Here is a 17319-nt window from a genome sequence, read left to right as displayed (position 1 = left end):
TACGGTGGCCGCTGCCTCGCCTTTTTGATCCTCCGGTGAGGGTGCGGACTGCGGGGCAGTCGTTTCGTCGACCGTTTCAGTGACAATGCTCAGTGTGGGGAGCAGATCGTCGAGATCTCCAAGAGCTCCGGGATCGAAAGCGGCCTTCCGGCGTCGTGCACTCACGCCACTCCCCCGGAAACTTCGTCCTTCTCCGCCGTCGCCAACCGGCTGAGAACTTCTCGGGTAAGGGATTGGTAGTCACTCGCGAGACCGGACGGGTCTCGGGACCACAAACGCTCACCGAGGCGCTTCTTGTCGCGCAACCGCTGGATCCGATTCTTCAGTTGATCCTCGGCGGCGGCGACCAGTTCCGCGGGGGTCAGGTGACGGATCCGGAGATCGACGGCGGCTGCACGATCAGAGCGAATGAAGGTTTCGAACGGCGCAGCGCCGCTGCCCTCGAGCAGGTCCTCAACCTGCTCGAAAACCTCACGGTTCCGCGCTGTCGCGCGTGGGTTCGCATCAAAGAGCACGACACCGAGAAGTTGGATGAGGGAACCGTTCTCCCGTGCGCGAAGGTAGCGGGCCGCGAGGAGCTCCACTCCCGACAGGCTTGCATCGTCGTCCTTGGTCGGCACGAGGAGGTAACGCGCGGTACCCAGCAGTGCGTCGAGCAGTGGGGCGTCGCCGGGGCCCGAGTCGATCAGAATCAGGTCGTAGTGTTCGACGGACTGCAATTCGGTGAGGGTGGACACGAGGTTGCCCCGCAGATCCATTCCTGACTGGGCAGCGGTCGCCGCGATCGCGCCGATGACCGCGAGTGCCGGTCCTCCGGGGATGAGATCGAGGTTCGGTCGGACCTCTCGGGTGGGTTCGAGCGGGTGCGCGTACTGAAGGGCCATGCTGAGGCCCTTCCCGCGGTCTCCCTCAACTCCGAGATCCGAGGCTGTGACGTTTGCCTGCTGGTCCGCGTCAACGACGAGTACCCGGCGTCCGGCCGCTGAGACCATGCCTGCGACCGCTGCGACGATCGAGCTCTTGCCGACACCGCCCTTTTGATTGGCGATGAGCACACTGCGCGGGGGCTGCGTTGGTGACATGCATAGCACGGTACGGCTGGCCGGTCTCCTAGATGGCCAACGACACGCCCCTGTCTAAGGGGGTGCAACACGTCATGAGTATCGCCGTCGCTAAGGCTATTACCCACGCCTGTTCAAGGGTGGTTGGGAAGGTTGTACAAGAGGTCTGTTCTAGGCCTTTGTAAATGGTGTTGGTATCGGCCTTATAGGCCGTCTTGTGAAAGGTCGGTTTGATGTTCGTGCACACGGCCTATTCGAGGGCGGTGTATCAGGGCATGGCTAAGGTGGTTGCGATGGTGGTCGCACAGGGCATAAAAAAGGTGACTGTGACGATCATGTCACCGGCGGTTATCACTGTCTTTGTTAAGGGCGTTGCCAAGGCCATACCTAAGGCCATAAATATAAGAGCAGGTCAGAGGGTGTTCTTCACTTTCAGATCGGCAGACATGAACGGTTCACATAGCGACGAAATTAGTTCTCTTGTTGCCTGAGTCTGCTCTGTGGGGGAGTGGAGGGCCGGCTCGGCACCGACCATTTGGGGCCACGGTGGGTCGTTCCCCGACACGGAGTGGCGAGGTTGGAACCTGGTCTTGCGGACGGCCGCCGAAGGTGGCCTGGCGCGTCTCGTGAAGCGCGGAGCCATGATCCCCCTGTTCAGAGCGGAAAATAGCTCTCGTTGCTGCATACCCGGGCCGGGGGAGCGGGGGTGGGTGCCGGCTGGCCTTCGGTGCACCACCAAGAGCGCGATTGGCGTCCATGTTCAACTCCTGGATTCAGCTGCCACGAACAACTCACTTAAGGCCATATGCAAGGCCATACCAATGGCCATTAGCATGGTCGACACTGCAGTCTCTGGTTGGCCGGGGCGATCGGTGAAGAGTGTCGCCGAGTAACGCCTGGAATCCGCTCTTAGGTGCGCGGCCACGCCTGGAACCAGCCCACATTTTGCCCGCCGCACCCCCACCCGGTGTTACGTCACTTGACGAAACGCCGGGAAGGGGCTGTTCTCTCACTTTCGAGACAATTGACGGCCCCAGTCTCGGTAGAAGGGACGCCTGCAAACGGGTCTTGATGCTCGGAGCGAGAAGCGGGGCCGAAGGCATTCGTCACGTCATCGTCAATGAGCGCAAAGCCGTCAGCGCAGTGCCTCCAACCAGTTGTCGCGTGCCGGCGCAAAAGGGGGAACCGTTGCACAAGTCATGCTGACCGCAGCCATCACGTCTGATGGCAACGAAATGCCTGGTCAAGAGGTTTCGGTGTGGTTCCTAGCAGCGGGATCTAGGCCCGTCTGCCCCTCGGCGAGCGGTAAGTATTCTGCGGAAACGGCGAAGGCAAGTAGCTAGGTCCAGTCACTTCCGCAATCTGTTATCAGACCCACGCTAAAAGGAGCTCAGCACTCGATTTGAGGAAAAGTCCCCAGGTCAGGACCTCTTCCAAGAGTATAGGCGCCATCCGAGCAATGGAAGTTGCGATCGACTGTTGCGGGGAGCTGCCTCGGATTGCATCAACGTCAGAAGGAAGTGTCAGGGGGTGGTCGTGCGAGGGTGTGGGGAGCGGGGTCTGCTTCAGTCGGCCGCGCGACCGGGGTGATGCACCGTGCATCACCACATCCGGCGAACGAGAACATCGCGTCCGCAGCTGTGCCAGCACGGCACGGCGTGGCGGATCCACGAGAACGACCGCTACGGCTGGAATGATGTGCACGTGAGCACTCACGATGTGTCACGCCCTGCAAGCCCGACGTCAGCGGAGGCCATGCCTACCGTTCCGTCGGGCGGCGACGCGACGCAGTCGCTGCCGGGAGTTGACGATCGAACCGTTGCCGAACTCGACCGGCTGCAATCTGCCAGCACCGCACGAAACTACCGGCAGGACTGGGTTAGGTTCGCGAGTTGGTGTGCGCCCCGTGAAATTTCATTGATGCCCACCGATCCTCGTGCTGTCGCCGACTATGTGCGTGAGAGCGCGGAGACGCGGTCCGAGGTGGGCGATCGGATGTACTCCATTGCGACATTGAGTCGGTGGGTGGCGTCCATCAACTATTGGCACCGCGCATCTGGATTGCCCCTGCCCGGTCGGTCGCCGTGTGTCAAAGACGCGCTTGCGAACGCGCGAAGGGGATACAAGCAGAACGGTGACCGCCCAACCAAACGGGCGCACCCACTTCGTATCGGCGAGCTCGAAGGAATTGTCGATGCGAGCCGTCGTGACGCGACGACATGGGTCAAGCGTGCACGGGAGCGCCGTGACAGCGCACTGTTATTAATGGGTTTCGCGGGGGTACTTCGGCGCTGCGAGCTGTCCATGCTCACCATTGCTGACGTGGCCCAGTGCGGAGACGGGGATCTTCGCGTCCAGATTCCAGGTCCGCACGGGGGTCTGGTCGATGGCGTGATCAAGCATGTCGAGTCATCGCGGGATCACGCAATGTGCGCGCCGTGTGCCTACAGGCGCTGGCTCGAGGTGGTTTCGGCTGTCGACGGCTTCGGTCGTCCAGGTGTGATTCGGTTGCTCCACCAACACGAGGAGTTCGAAGGCCACGTCTGCCTTTCCGCAGCGCCAGTTGTCCAGGATCCGGCGTTACCGGTTTTCCGTGCCATCCGTGCGAACGGCAACATCACCTCGGTCGCGCTCTCGGGCGCTGCAATTCACGCCGTGATACGGCGGCGCGCAGCCCTTGCGGGCCATTCCCACGAGTTTGTCGAACGGGTCGGGGGAGAGTCGTTGCGGGCCGGCTCTGCTGCGGAGCGCTTGGACAACGACTCGCAGCGTGACCGATCTTTGCGCCATACGGCTTAGTGTCGTGAGTGGTCTCGGGAGCGAGCGTAAGAACAGTTGGGCTCCGGGCCCGATCACGCTATTGGGAGCGAAGGTGACAGAGGGCGGGGCTTTGGTGTGCCTGCGGTTGCAGTTCTTCGTCCGTTGCGCGGCTCACCAGGGGACAATGCCGAACGTGCGGTGTGGGCAGTTGGCCGGCTCGGGAAGAGAGCTCTCTGGGCGACACATGGCTCTGGTGCGTGATTGGCGGCATCGAATTGCATAGCCTCGTACCGTGACGATCGCGCAGTCGGAAATCAAAGGCGTGCAGAATGTTTCCGCGCTGTTTCCCCGGAGTGGTCAGGGTGCACAGTACCGATACGACTGGGCTCTGTTCGCTGATTGGTGTACTGCGCTCGCGGCGTCGGCGCTCCCCGCTGATCCCCTTGCCCTCGCGAGCTTCCTTGACGAGCATCCGGCGGCTCAGTCCACCCAACGGCGCCGTGTCGCAGCGATCAATTGGGTGCACAACGCCAGTGGGTACCCCACGCCTGGGTCTGCTCGAGTGATCCGCCAAGTTCTGTCAGCACGTGCAGGTAGACGCGACGATCTCTCTCGCACCGCACGCGGGGCGTTGTTGACGCTGCCAACGGTCGGGTGGCCACAAGGATTGTTTGGCCGAAGGGATGCGCTCATCCTGGTGCTCAACTGCATTGTTGGGATGTCCGCGACCGAGGTGGGGGACTTTCAACGGAGCGACGTCACGTATGACGGGAATATCGTGACCGTTGGCGCCGGACACGCTGTGGAGCTGCACCCACTAGCGGACGACCCTCAGTGCTGCCCCGTCGCGATCTACCTGAGATGGGCACGCCTTCAGGCGTTCTTCGATCGCTACCCCTCGAACCGAGTGCTCGCACGAAGTCTTGCCAGTGGTCATGAAATCGCCGATGACACGGTGGAGTCCTACGGGAAGCTGCCGGGTCTGCGCGAGGGCCAGGACGGGCCCCTGCTGCCGAGCTTCGATCAGTGGGGACATTTCGCCGCACTCCGCCGCGATCGCCGCGGGGTGTCCGGCAAGTCGGTCACGACAATCGTTACTGCCCATCTGACGGGAGCCGCCTCGGCGAGTCATACCCGCTCAGATCCGAAGGACAGGCCTGCCGAGGTCGAGGTGGAAGAGGAGGTGTCCTCACCGTGGGTCTACGGCTCCGAGAACGGGGTGGACTGCGCATCGCTCGGCCCGGAAACGCTCACCGAGCAGTATGAGGCGGCTATCGCCCGAAAGTATGCGGATGTCCGGGCATTGGGAGATCTCGCTGAGGCTTTCGAGGATATCGATCGGAAGGCTGACGCGATCCTAAGTCGCACCGAGGAACTGCTCGCGCAGATGGGCATGGCGTAGTCACTGGTGGTGCGACGACCGGGAATGAACAAGATCCAGTCCCAGTGCGAGAACGAGGAACAGTGTCCTCCGCCGAGAGGATTGAGTGCGGGTGACGACTTCCGCCGTGTAATACGGTCGTACGTATTGCGGGCGTGGGTACGTCCCACCGACCGCGCCGACGGAGGGCTACGACGATTCCGGCCCTGGACTTCCGAAGACCTCCGCAATGGGCAATTCGTCAAAGACGCGGAGGACACTCTCCATCACTCAGGCGGAGGGCCTGGTGGTCGGGATCGGTTTTCACGCTGCGGTTCTTGGTCCGCGTGGGCGGGGACCGGGAGAAACTCCGAGGGCTGCGAGTGGGCCACGCTCTTCGTCAGGAAGCGCGTCTGCTCGCCACTTCTTCACGGCCCGGTAGAGCCACTGACCGACCTGCTCGCCTTCAGAGTTGACATAGTTCGCGGGAACGAGTGCATTGCCGTGCTGCTCACGGTAAGCAGCGATCTCGGCCAGCATCCGACGTCGCTTGCTATCGGTGCGGGTGACCGCGGGTAGTGGGGCATTGTCTTCGCTCCATACGAAGCCGATTGAATCGAGTTGGTGAATGCGCTCTGCCGGAAGGGTGCCGAGCATTCGCGCGACGCGCTGCCGGTACTGCCAGCGACCGAGTTGGAAGCCACATTCAGTTACGTAGTTCTCGGGTATCGCTGTGTGAGGATGTTGTTGCCGGAACGCTGAGTACAGCTCCAGCGCCGAGGCTGCGGACCGGTGAGTACGCATCGAGATCAGTCCTTCTGTGGAATCCATATATTTGTAAAGTACATAGCTTCTTCTTTGGCGATGTCAACCACATTGACCGCGTGTCATGAAAATCACCCGGACCGAGTGAGGCAACCGCCGGACTGGCGCCGAGTATCTGTCCACCTCAGATTTCTCGATCGTGTCTCTATCACAATCGTCTTCGGCGAGAGGGCTGTCGAGGTTCCCTGCATTCGCATCGGCGGGAACTGGAACTCTCTCGACCCCCGATTCGGGCTCCTATGGAGTTGTGTGGGGATCCGTGGGACCTGCTCGATGGCCGCGCGTTGGTGCTCCTCGCAGTTTCCAAAGCTCCGAGTCCGCCGAAAAAATGATTTCTGGCCAACGGGGATTTATTGTCGCGCTGAGTGTTCAGGCCACGGGAGTCCACGGGTACCAGCTGGCGGTGGGCGGTCGTGGTTGCGGGTGCAAGGGGCATGCCCGTGAACCTCCACCCGTGAGAGGCCGTGCGGTCGGCGGGATGCGGACGGCCTGGATTTCTAGTGGTTCCAGTGAGACGAGCGTTCGTCGTAAGCCGGGATCTACGACCGGATCGCCGCGCCCAGCCTCCGAGGAGTGGGCACCGATCGTGCTCTACCCAACGCTGGAATTTGCGATGTCCCGTTCAAAGACCTGTCACGGATTGGCAGGTGAACATTACTTCGCAGTAGTGTTCCTCGGGTTATCGACGTGAAGGAGTGGAACTGTGGCGCGCAAAATTGTTGTCGAACGCATCGACGACATCGACGGAACTCCGATCCAGAACGGCAAAGGGGAGACCATCGCGTTCTCGGTCGACGGTGTCGACTACGAGATCGACCTGAAGGACAACAACGCCAAGGAATTCCACAGCACTCTCACCTTCTACATCGAGCATGCAACTCGCGTCGGTGGAAGGAAGCGTCGGTCGACTCCTGCAGTGGAACCGTCGCAGGGGCGTACGCGGGCAAAGGAAATTCGGGAATGGGCGACCACCGAGGGCTATGAGCTGTCCACGCGTGGACGGATCCCCGCTCAGATCGAGGAAGCGTACAGCGCAGCTCACTGAGTCCACGCTTTCGCGCGAGTTGAAAAACAGCCTCCAGCCAGCTCATTTCGAGTTGGCCGGAGGCTGTGACAGTTCGAAGGTCAGGAGGCGGACGACGCTTCGATCAGTGCCTGGCGCTGGTTGGCTCCGAGTCCGCCGATACGACGGGTCTCGGCGATCGACAGTTCCTCGAGGAGTTTCGCGGCCTTCACTGATCCGACGCCGGGGAGCGCCTTGAGCAGCGCCGAGACCTTCGTCTTCTTCACGATTTCGTCCGTTTCGGCCTTGGTGAGCACCGCCTCGACGCTGAGGTCGCCCGCCTTCACTGCGGATAGGAGTTCGCTACGCGCTTTGCGGGCTTCCGCGGCCTTCGCCAATGCCTCGGCGCGTTGTTCCGGTGTTAAGACAGGCAGTGCCATGATGGTGCTCCTTGTTGCGTTGTTCGGCCAGATCGTCTGGCTGTCCCTCGCCATCGTGCCAGGTGGAACGGACATGTCCGCAAACTGATCGGATGAGACCGACCTCCGGATGGCTGTTCTTACGACTACGGATGTGTCCGACAGTGTGCCTGATCAATACGTTGTCTGGGTGTCTCGCTAGCGATGAGCGTTGTCGATTCAGAGCAAAGACGTCCTTACATCTGGGTGATCAATGATCGCCGATCGTGTCCTTGCTTCGGGTGGAAGCTGTTGCGGTGGAGATGAACGCTGCGGATTTCGGAGGCGCTTCCAAGATGAGGATCATCGTCATGAAGCCGCTGACTCGATAATTCGAGGAGCGTGAACCGGGGTGGCGTGATGCCCCCTGCGCGTGCCGGCGAAGTAGGGGTCAGCGAAAGGGTTCCTCAGTTTCGAGGTGCGCGCCCGAAGGGTTGCTCAATGGTGTTCGGTGGTGGTGTACGCGACGGTGCGGCATGATTCGCCATGGTCAGTCATAGTCGTATGACGAAATCACTGTCGGTGGAGGTGAGTGATGGATCCGTTCGAGTTCGTCGCTCATATTCCCTGTCCGCACTGTCGTGTAGGGATTGGTGAGCGCTGTGTCACCAAGGATGGGTACGTGCGGAAGATCCCCTGCCTTCATCGCGTAAAACTCGCAAAATGGCCTGATACGGAAAAACTTCCAGATCACCGATCGGATTCGGACCGTGATGACGGCGAGCAGGGGGGCTCCCGCGACGAGTGAAGGTGCGCCATCGACCCCCTCGCGGAGATTGTCGGGACGAACATCAGAAGTGTCGAATCCCTGCTGGTGCAGAGGACCCTCGCTTCTCGCCGCGACAGGCCTACAACGCTCCTTAATCTTCCGACTGGCCTAGCGCGGACCTCCCACCTTAGTGAAGCGGGCGGAATTGACTACCAAGTTCGTGATGCCTCGGTATAGGTGTGGTGCCCTGCGCAGGCGGCTTGCGGGTCGGTCATGGTTCTGCCGACTTCTCCCGGTGCGGTAGACCGACCGTCAGTCCCTGCCGGCGCGGTGGGGATTATCGCTGGTGAGCAGGGTGGGGTCCGGGGGTGCTAAAAGCGATGTCCAGGGATGCAGAGGGGCTAGCCGGAAGACATCGATCAGTTCTGCCGCCCGGCGGGGGCTTGATTCGGCGGAGACGAGGTTGTCGGACCTGAATGAAGGGATCGGAATCATCGGTTCGTCGGTCCGGCGTCGCGTGGCGATACGGCGGCGGCTGGGCATCACTGGCTTACCTCCAGAGCGCCGAGATTGTTGCCGGTGGGAATGTGAATGTGCAGGCGGCGAGCCATCGCTGCTTATCGCCCCTGATCTCGATCACCCCGGATCTCGATCGCCCCGGGGTGACGCGCCGCGGGTGCGGGCGCCGCACTGACTTCGCCACCATCTGCGGGAAGATGGCTCGGTGAGCGATTCTGGACTGCTACCCGACGATTACCGTGACTTCCTCGAGCACCTCAAGTCTCAGGTCCGCCAGGCCCGAATCCGGGCGTCGCGGGTGGTCAACACTGAACTGCTCCTGCTGTATTGGGACATCGGCCGGGCCATCCTCGACCGCCAGGCCGCCGAGGGGTGGGGCAGCAAGGTCATCGACCGGCTCGCGGTGGATCTGCGATCCGAGTTTCCGGAGATGAGAGGATTCTCGCGGAGCAACCTGCACTACATGCGGAAGGTTGCCGCGGAGTGGCCGCGGAGCGCATTTGTCCAGCAGTCTGTTGGACAACTTCCGTGGGGCCACGTGCTGCTGCTGATCGACCGACTTGATGATCAGGCCAGCCGGGACTGGTATGCGGCCGCGGCGTTCGAGCACGGCTGGTCCCGCAACGTCCTGATGCATCAGATCCGCAACCGACTCGACCAGCGGATCGGTGCGGCGCCGTCGAACTTCACCGAGCACCTTCCCGCTGGCGACTCTGACCTCGCGCAGCAGCTGGTGCGCGACCCGTACGTGTTCGATTTCCTGGACCTCACTGATCGGGTTGCCGAGCGGGAGCTCGAGGCGGCGCTGATGGCTCGGCTGGAGCGGTTTCTGCTTGAGCTCGGGCACGGCTTCGCGTTCGTCGGCAGGCAGTACCACTTCGACGTCAACGGCGACGATTTCTACATAGACTTGCTGTTCTTCAATTGGGTGCAGTCCCGCTTCGTTGTTGTCGAGCTCAAGATTGGCCGGTTCGAACCCGAGTACGCGGGCAAGCTTGGCTTCTACGTATCCTGGGTTGACGACAACCTGCGCGACCACGACCAGCATGCTCCGACCATCGGGCTCTTGCTGTGTGCGGGCCGCAACGACAACGTCGTTCGCTACTCCCTGGCCGGGACCACCGCGCCCTTGGCGGTGGCCGACTACACGTATGACACTCTGCCCGCGCCGGTCCGCGAGCTTGTTCCGACCGACGATGAACTCGCGGCTGCCGTGGGCGAGACTCTGACCGACTTGAAGGAAAGTCGTTCATCACGAGGTGACGCCGAGGCCACCTAAAAACACGGTGCAGACTGCGACGGGATCCTGGTGACCTTGCCTGCGTATTTGTCCAACACGCTGTTGGACAAATACGGAACAGTCGGCGTGTGGTGTCGATCGGAGCTATCCGGAGATGATGATGCGCTCTTCCTGATGTCCTGAATCGCGAGGATGTCGAGAGCTGGGGAACGACGGCAGATCCGTATCCGTTTGAGCTCTGCATCGAGCCCAATCCTCCTGGCGGCTGCAAGTGGCGCGCGAACGGTCGGATCAACTTGGTGTTCTACCGGGAGGGATCGTCGCGGTGCGGAATCCGTCGATCGGAGTGGTATCACGACTGCCGAGAACAACTACTGAAATGCCGAATGGCCAACTCCGTTTCCGGAGTTGGCCGTCGGCGTCTGAGGGGACGTGTGTGGGGGAGGGAGTCACGCCCCCGGTGGTCTGACGTGGACGACTGTGGCTGGGCGCAGTGGCTCCTCCCACCCCTCATGAGAGTGACTTCTGCGCCCAGCCCGCCGGTCTCCCCGGTTTCCCTTGCCGCGTGACCAACGCGACGATCGAACTGTAACAGCAAAACCGTCCGATTGGTTTTCTTTGTGGAGTTCTCCACGGTCTGTCGTAAGTCTGCGGCGACGATGGATGGAGCAGCGAGAACACATGGGGACAGCGCGAGGGGGGCGTCCGGTCGTACGACGGTCAACTACCTCGCGGTGCACGGGTAGCGTTCGTGCTGCTAAACGCGGCATGTACTTTCGTCTATCGGGTTTCTCGCTTCACGGAGCAGGAGAGGGTGTCAGTGGCACAACAAGCGCGGGCTGTAGCGACAAGGGCGCAAATCGTTCTCGGAGCGGCCGAGCTGTTCGAGAAGCAAGGCTTTGTCGGAGCCAGTCTCGGAACCATCCTCGAGAACACCGGCCTCACCAAGGGAGCGCTGTACTTTCATTTCAAGTCGAAGGAAGAACTGGCGCGGTGCATTATCGCCGAGCAGCACGCGACTTCAATCGCTTCGGTGGAGGCGATCGGTCGCGAACAGGCGTCGGCGATCGAGCAGATTGTCATGCTCTGCCACGAGATGGCCCGGCAAATCGTGCACGACCCGATCGTGCGGGCCGGCATTCGGATCACTCTCGAACTCAGTGTCGACGACCAAGGTCCCGCCGACCCCTATTTGGACTGGATCAACACGTGCGAGCACCTGGCGCGGCGCGCCGTGGAGGAGGGTGACCTCGAGCCGGATATCGATCCGCCCCGCTTCGCCCGGTTTGTGATCGGTGCCTTCACCGGTGTCCAGACCGTCTCCCAGGTGTTGACGCTGCGCACGGACCTCGAACACCGCGTCGACGACATGTGGATGTTCCTGCTACCCGGAATCATGCCCGCACATCGACACCCGGACATCGGCCGAATTCGCAAGGCCCGCAGCGAAGGTGCTCAGCGAAACTAGCTCCAACACCGGCGTTAGTGGATCGGGACGCTCAGCGACGAGCCAGTCTTATGGTTCCCGTTGTGACGTCGACACCACCCTGCCTGATCACCGCGCGGGCCGCCAAAGGACCTTCGTCGAGCGTCCGGACCCGGACGGTGGTGCGCTGGTCGAGCTCGGCGAATCGATGGAACGCCGCGTCGATCGACTCCATATGTGCGTCTGGAACATCGAACGTGGCGAACGTGCTCTGGCGCAGCACCTCGAGGAGCAGCATCCCGGGGAGATGGTCGAGCGGATGGTCGAACAACACCGGATGTGTCACGTCGACGCGCACCTCCCACTCGTCGCGCGCAGTCTGTCGGCCGATCACCACGTGCTGGTCTTCGACGTGGCCCACCAAAGATGGTGCAATGGCCGTGCCGAACCTCGCCGGGCCGGGGGTACGCGGGCCTGCGGCGCCCCACCGGGCCCTCGTGTAGGCGGACGGCGGGAGTACTACCGCGACACCGGATGCCGACCCGATCTCCCGACCTGCCAGCCAGAACCGCAGGTCGATGCGGAGGCTCGACAGTACGTCACCGCGGTGCACAAGATCAGAGAGCGTGACGATCGCTGTCACGTCTGCGGCCGCCGGCCCGACCTCCAAAGCATCGAGTTGCGCATGAACGTGAATGTCCTGCATCACGAATCGTCCGCTCAGCGGTACCCTGTATCGCACGTGGGCAAGGTAGATCGCTGCTTGGCGCAGTGTTTCCGTCATCAACATCGGGTCGTACAGGCCGCCCCTCGTGCGGTAGAAGCCGTGCAGGCGCGGCCACTGCGCCGCGATGACGAAGTGATTCGGCTGAGGCAGTTCGGCGCAATCGGTGAGGAAGACCTCGGCGATCGCCTGCCGATGCACGTATCGGCGGGCAATCGACCGTTCGAAGGATAGGGCAGGAATTGCCTCGAGTAGCGGTTGGCATGCTCGCGTCACGAACCCTCCACAGAAAACCGACCGGTCCTATGTGCCGGGTTGCCGAACTATAGAACTGGGACTCGGACAAGTGACCAGTCGGGTGCCCTCGGCGCGGCGGATGCGACGGAAAACTGGCCTGGGGCGTGGGGCGCACACGGCGGATAATGGGGCGGCGAAGGGCGCGTCGCTCGCACGCGAACGGCGGGTGGTTCTGCGGTGTTCAGTAAGAGTTATGTCGCTCATCAAGCCCAGAGTGCTGGTCGGCGGGGATTTCGGCGCGGCCCTTGTTTCACAGCTGATCGGGCCCGGCCGAGGGGGCCTGAGGTCGGGTCGCATCTACTTCCTGCCCTCGAGTCTGGCTCGGTGCCAGGGCGTTGGGAGGAAATGTGGCGCCGGGCATGCACAGGCGTGGCGGACGTGAGGTGGGCCCTCGATGTGTTGCTATTTGCCGCCAGCGCCGGCGGGCCTCAGTGGGCGCCGCTTCATCGCCTCTCGCGAAGTGGACGCTCGCAGCGACGATCTTAATGTCGCATCCGTGGGTATGTCCCGGCACTGTCGATTCGTTCAATGGAGTCGGAGGTACGGTTCCGGGTCCGCGCCGGGAGGCGACACGCTAGGAGGGTACGAGGTACGAGGACAGTCGGCGAGCGGCGAACTGGGAGAAGTAGTCGACTTTCGCGTCGTCGACTAGCCCGGGCAGGAAAACCTTCCATGCGGTAGTCATACGCTCAGGCAGTTCCCTCAGTGTGTCGGTTGCGACCGCCAGTAGGCGCGTGCCGAACGTTATCTCGAGCAGTAGGCGGCCGGCCTCGTCCGGATTTGTGTCAGCGCGGAAGTCGCCTTCGTCGACTGCCCTTGCCGCCAGTGCCTGGTAGGTCGAGGTCCATTGATCGAAGACCACGTGCCCTGTGCCCCGGAAGTCGCCCATCTCGTTGAGCAGGCGGAATGCGGCCAGCATCAGGTTGTCATTGTTGGACGGAGCGATCAGCACGTACGAGATTCCGATCAACGCTTCCAGTGCTGGTGTGCGGGAGTCGAATTGTTGAGAGCATGCCGCATCGAGGCGTGCGCAGCCTTCGTCGATGACCGCCCGTGCCAACTGTTCTTTCGAGCTGAAGTGGAAGTAGAGCGACCCCTTCGTCACCCCGGATTCGGAGATGATCTCTTGTAGGCCTGCGTTCACGTAACCCATTCGGTTGAACACCTCAGCTGCGGCGACCAGCACAGCCTGCCGCGTAGCGATCGCTCGCTTCTGCAAGGCGCCCCTTTCTGCAGCTGATGCTGGTGTCGTATCAAAACCTACAGGTCGGTATTAGTTATGAGAACTTGGACGGATGTCCTGTTTTGCTGCGCATGGAGTCCCTGGAAATGCCGGAGTCTCCTACGGTCGCCGCGGGTCGTTCATCGGGGAGGATGTCTGCGCTGCAGACTGGCGACCAAATTGACGGCCATCGACTGCGTCACACTTTCTGACTATTGGTGACCGCTGTCATACGATTAACCGGCACATGCCTACTGTCCACGCGACGTGGGCGGGTGTATTTGACCCCGCCAGCCAAACCCCCAGTGGCTGGCGGGGTTCTCCAATTCTTGGTGGTCCGACTGCCCTGAATCGATGCCATCACTGGGAAGCTACTGTCCGCGCCGGCGGATGGGCGAACTTGCATCAGTGCACCGGCATTTGTAATGAACATCCTCGACGTAGCGGAACAGTCCGCACGGGTGATGCCCGTCGCCAGAAATGGGGTGGCGGGTGATCCAGAGGCTTTCACTCTCGACGCGACTAGAGGAATTGATATGCCGAAGTCCGACCACCGGGTTGCCCACTGAACCGCTCGATTGAGTCGCGGCTGACCAACTACGAGAGCACGAGGCGTCACCTGCCCGAGGTTGCAGCGTACGTAAAGGTGCAGAGGACGCTCATGGCCGATCACCAACCCGAGGGCGGACGGTGGGGCGTCTTATGCCTTGCCGACCATGACCCGATGACGCCGTGGCCCTGCGACGGCGTACGGAAGTTCGACAGTCCTACCGCCTACTTCGACTGAATGCAGGTCGGATAGACCCAGGCGCGTCGCGGCAAGCCGACCGGCGATCAGGTCGGAAATGGCTGCAGGAGCCGCCTGTGTGCGGTGTCCGCCCGTGTCCATGGATTCCCTATGACATTCCCTGTCATCGGATAAGGAATTGACGACTGGTACGGGTCCTTGTGGCATCGGTTACCGAGGGGCTGGGCTGGCCTTCGTCGTCTTCGAGCAGAACCTTCGCGAAGCTGCTGGTCTTGGATTCTCAGCGCCGGTGGCTCTTTCGTTTCGTTGTTCGCCAACGGGTGGTGGACAGCGAGATTGTCGGGTCCGCGCTCGGGGCCTCTCCAAATTTCGGCGTCTTTGGTCGCAGCGGATGGCTCATACTGGGCAGAAGAGCGACTCGACACTCGACCCGCACACCGGGGCCAGAGTCAAGCCGCCGACGGTACGGAATCGGAGGCCAACCGGTGATTACACTTCAGAACGCTTTCGAGCTTGCCCGCACGGAGCAGGGTTTGGCTGTCGTTGCGACACTGCGTACCGACGCGACCATCCAGTCAAGCGTTTTGACGTCCTCCCGGCCGTGAACGACCGGGATTCCTTCTGCGCCGCTGCGCGCCGCTTGGGTGGGTTCCTGTTTCGTTGGGGCTCGCTTCCCTCTAGGAGAGAAGGCTGACTGCCCCTCCGCAGGCGTTTAGCCACTCCGCACGTCCTGCGGCGTGGATGTTCTTCGCGGCGTTGACGTCGCGGTCGTGAACCGCTTCGCACGCCTTGCATGACCACTCCCGGATCGAAAGCGGTTTCGGGCCGCCCCGGACCCCACATTGGGAGCAGATCTGCGACGACGGATAGAACCTGTCCACCTTGACGAAGGTGCGCCCGTAGCGGGCGGCTTTCTCCTCCACCATGCGGGTGAACATTCCCCACCCGGCGTCGTGGACCGATTTCGCCAACCGTGTCCGCGCCAGCCCCCGGACGCACAGATCCTCGACGAACACCGCTTGGTTCTCGCGGATAATCGCCGTGGAGTGCTTGTGCGCCCAGTCCTTGCGAGCGTCGGACACTCTGGCGTGGGCCTTCGCGACGCGAATACGTGCCTTGACCCGGTTGTTGCTGCCTTTCTCCTTGCGCGACAGAACTTGCTGCGCCTTGCGGAGCTTGCGTTCTGCACGGCGCAGGAACTTCGGCGAGCTGATCGTCTTGCCGTTCGACAGGACCGCGAACGTTGCCAACCCGAGGTCGATACCGACCTCCGCATCGACCGGCGGCAGAGGTTCGTCAGTGGTCTCGACCACGAACGACGCGAAATACCGGCCCGCTGCATCCTTGATGACCGTCACCGAGGACGGTTCCGAGGGCAGATCGCGGGACCAGGCAACCTCCAACTCGCCGACCTTCGCCACGTACAGCTTCCCGTTCGGGCGAATCGAGAACCCGTTGCGGGTCAGCCGGATCGCCTGCCGATTGTCCCTGCGGGACCGGAACCGTGGCGCGCCGACCTTGCGGCCCTTCCGTTTCCCGGAGAGCGAGTCGAACCAGTTTCGGTACGCCCGCCGCGCGTCCTGACACGCCTGCACCAGCACCACCGATGCGACCTCGCCCAACCAGGCCCGCTCCGGAGTCTTCTTCGCTGCGGTGACTACCTGCTTCTGCACGGCGGTATCCGACAGCTTCACCCCGGACGCATACGCAGCCTGGCGGATGCGCAGGCAGTCGTTGAACACCACCCGCGCACACCCGAACGACCGGGCCAGCATGTCCTGCTGACCGGGCGTCGGATAGACGCGGTACTGGTATCGCAACTGCACACCCAAAGAATAACATTGGTCTATGGTTTCTGAACCTGAATACAGACGTGGCCGCTCCGTTGTTTCCGCCCTCCACGTCCACTTGGTCTTTGTTACCAAGTATCGCCGCGGAGTCCTCACCGACGAGATGCTGACCACCTGCGAACAGGTGATGCGCAGCGTGTGCGACGACTACGGTTCTCGCCTGGTCGAGTTCAACGGGGAGGGCGACCACGTGCACCTGCTGATCGAATACCCTCCGACCATCCAAATCTCGAAGCTGGTGAACAGCCTCAAAGGCGTCTCCGCACGCCGCCTGCGCGACCAATACCGCGAATGGGTGAACCGACACTCGATGAACGGACACCTCTGGTCCCCGAGCTACTTCGCCGCATCGTGCGGCGGGGCACCCATCTCGATCATCCGGCAGTACATCGAGCAGCAGCGGCGACCGCCCCGCGCTCCCGGCAGGCCGAAGTCGATGCGCTAACCCGGCCCTGAAGGACCGGGCTTGCGCGCTACGCACCGCGGTCAGCTGGACTTGGTTGTGGAGGCTGGCCACACCGGGACCAGCGTTCCGACCTTGTCGTAACGGTCGATCTGGGCGATGCCGCGCCGGGGTGGATGGGGCCGGTGCGTCTCGTTAATCGCGTGAAAGTCTGATTCGAATGTCTTCTCGCTCGATGTTCCATCATCGAGCGTTACCAGGTACCTGGGCATACTCAGAAATATGCCACTGCGGCTCTCGGTTCGGGCACAATCGTAGGATCCGTCCATAAACCAGTCATGACCGACTTCGATTCAGCGACAGCATTTTCCATCCGTGGGGGCCAGCGGCAGGGCGGGCGGAGGAGTTGGTGACGGGGTGGCGTATTGGTGTACCCAAGCCGCGCAGGTCCACTGGCGGGTAGGGCAAATGTGAACTCTCACCGAATACACGGCGCGCCTCGCGTTAGGTTGTCGGCCCGGGTGTTAGACCAGATCTACGCTTTTGAGCGAGGTGGTCGTCTTGTTCGTGCTGGTCGGGCGTGTTCGTGCACGCTGGAGCTGCTCCCGTACAGCGCGGCCCCCGTTTCGGTGGTCGTCAGATTCGGAAGTAACGGGTGCTCAGGGGCAAGAGACCGGCACCAGGGGCGTGGGGGACACCAGGGTGGGCAGCTGT

Annotated in this window: 13 protein-coding genes; 7 read left to right on the top strand and 6 right to left on the bottom strand. The window is 62.1% G+C overall.

Features of this window, described 5'->3' with window-relative positions:
- Positions 1 to 161 precede the first annotated feature (161 nt).
- Positions 162 to 1082 carry a ParA family protein gene (locus G9373_RS28795; protein ID WP_133987670.1) on the bottom strand — a complete coding sequence of 307 codons (921 nt, stop codon included), beginning with the start codon at positions 1080 to 1082 and terminating at the stop codon, positions 162 to 164.
- A gap of 212 nt (positions 1083 to 1294) precedes the next feature.
- Here G9373_RS28795 and G9373_RS28790 point away from each other — a divergent pair, with 212 nt between their 5' ends.
- The 3 genes from G9373_RS28790 (at position 1295) to G9373_RS28780 (ending at position 5223) form a co-directional block, all read left to right on the top strand.
- Entirely contained in the window at positions 1295 to 1552 is a 258-nt protein-coding gene (locus tag G9373_RS28790; RefSeq protein WP_133987669.1) for a hypothetical protein, read from the top strand.
- A 1264-nt stretch (positions 1553 to 2816) separates the two neighbouring features.
- Positions 2817 to 3860, top strand: coding sequence for an integrase (locus G9373_RS28785; RefSeq protein WP_133988079.1), 1044 nt, complete (start codon positions 2817 to 2819; stop codon positions 3858 to 3860).
- Positions 3861 to 4113: 253 nt separating this feature from the next.
- Complete coding sequence (locus G9373_RS28780; RefSeq protein ID WP_167117987.1) at positions 4114 to 5223, top strand: hypothetical protein; 1110 nt, start codon at positions 4114 to 4116, stop codon at positions 5221 to 5223.
- 282 nt (positions 5224 to 5505) lie between these two features.
- Here G9373_RS28780 and G9373_RS28775 read toward each other — a convergent pair whose 3' ends face one another.
- Entirely contained in the window at positions 5506 to 6012 is a 507-nt protein-coding gene (locus G9373_RS28775) for a helicase associated domain-containing protein (protein WP_167117984.1), read from the bottom strand.
- Positions 6013 to 6709: 697 nt separating this feature from the next.
- Between G9373_RS28775 and G9373_RS28770 the strand changes: the two genes are divergently transcribed.
- Complete coding sequence (locus tag G9373_RS28770) at positions 6710 to 7051, top strand: Lsr2 family protein (protein ID WP_061045229.1); 342 nt, start codon at positions 6710 to 6712, stop codon at positions 7049 to 7051.
- Between the two features lie 80 nt (positions 7052 to 7131).
- Here G9373_RS28770 and mihF read toward each other — a convergent pair whose 3' ends face one another.
- Positions 7132 to 7449, bottom strand: a complete 318-nt coding sequence (gene mihF, locus G9373_RS28765) for an integration host factor, actinobacterial type (protein WP_005564740.1) — start codon at positions 7447 to 7449, stop codon at positions 7132 to 7134.
- Positions 7450 to 8900: 1451 nt separating this feature from the next.
- On the opposite strand from mihF, the gene G9373_RS28760 reads away from it, so the two are divergent.
- Both G9373_RS28760 and G9373_RS28755 read left to right on the top strand, forming a co-directional pair.
- Positions 8901 to 9974, top strand: coding sequence for a PDDEXK nuclease domain-containing protein (locus G9373_RS28760; protein WP_167117979.1), 1074 nt, complete (start codon positions 8901 to 8903; stop codon positions 9972 to 9974).
- Positions 9975 to 10755: 781 nt separating this feature from the next.
- Positions 10756 to 11403, top strand: coding sequence for a ScbR family autoregulator-binding transcription factor (locus G9373_RS28755; protein WP_061698480.1), 648 nt, complete (start codon positions 10756 to 10758; stop codon positions 11401 to 11403).
- 31 nt (positions 11404 to 11434) lie between these two features.
- On the opposite strand, the gene G9373_RS28750 is transcribed toward G9373_RS28755, so the two are convergent.
- The 3 genes from G9373_RS28750 to G9373_RS28740 form a co-directional block, all read right to left on the bottom strand.
- Positions 11435 to 12361 carry a ScbA/BarX family gamma-butyrolactone biosynthesis protein gene (locus tag G9373_RS28750; RefSeq protein WP_133987666.1) on the bottom strand — a complete coding sequence of 309 codons (927 nt, stop codon included), beginning with the start codon at positions 12359 to 12361 and terminating at the stop codon, positions 11435 to 11437.
- A 595-nt stretch (positions 12362 to 12956) separates the two neighbouring features.
- The gene (locus G9373_RS28745) at positions 12957 to 13601 is read right to left on the bottom strand and encodes a ScbR family autoregulator-binding transcription factor (protein ID WP_257226474.1); all 645 of its coding nucleotides are present in this window, start codon (positions 13599 to 13601) and stop codon (positions 12957 to 12959) included.
- A 1428-nt stretch (positions 13602 to 15029) separates the two neighbouring features.
- Positions 15030 to 16178, bottom strand: coding sequence for an RNA-guided endonuclease TnpB family protein (locus G9373_RS28740; RefSeq protein ID WP_133988077.1), 1149 nt, complete (start codon positions 16176 to 16178; stop codon positions 15030 to 15032).
- A 22-nt stretch (positions 16179 to 16200) separates the two neighbouring features.
- Here G9373_RS28740 and tnpA point away from each other — a divergent pair, with 22 nt between their 5' ends.
- Positions 16201 to 16647 carry an IS200/IS605 family transposase gene (tnpA, locus tag G9373_RS28735; protein WP_133987665.1) on the top strand — a complete coding sequence of 149 codons (447 nt, stop codon included), beginning with the start codon at positions 16201 to 16203 and terminating at the stop codon, positions 16645 to 16647.
- The last annotated feature ends 672 nt before the right edge of the window (positions 16648 to 17319 follow it).

Origin of the sequence: Rhodococcus sp. A14 (assembly GCF_011603105.1) — a bacterium.
Classification (GTDB): domain Bacteria; phylum Actinomycetota; class Actinomycetes; order Mycobacteriales; family Mycobacteriaceae; genus Rhodococcus_F; species Rhodococcus_F opacus.
This window is presented reverse-complemented; position numbering and strand designations above follow the sequence as displayed.

Bases quoted from the DNA above. Each gene is read 5' to 3' on its own strand.
- mihF (WP_005564740.1), bottom strand. From the start codon at position 7,449: ATGGCACTGCCTGTCTTAACACCGGAACAACGCGCCGAGGCATTGGCG.
- G9373_RS28790 (WP_133987669.1), top strand. From the start codon at position 1,295: ATGTTCGTGCACACGGCCTATTCGAGGGCGGTGTATCAGGGCATGGCT.
- tnpA (WP_133987665.1), top strand. From the start codon at position 16,201: ATGGTTTCTGAACCTGAATACAGACGTGGCCGCTCCGTTGTTTCCGCC.
- G9373_RS28785 (WP_133988079.1), top strand. From the start codon at position 2,817: ATGCCTACCGTTCCGTCGGGCGGCGACGCGACGCAGTCGCTGCCGGGA.
- G9373_RS28775 (WP_167117984.1), bottom strand. From the start codon at position 6,012: ATGGATTCCACAGAAGGACTGATCTCGATGCGTACTCACCGGTCCGCA.
- G9373_RS28795 (WP_133987670.1), bottom strand. From the start codon at position 1,082: ATGTCACCAACGCAGCCCCCGCGCAGTGTGCTCATCGCCAATCAAAAG.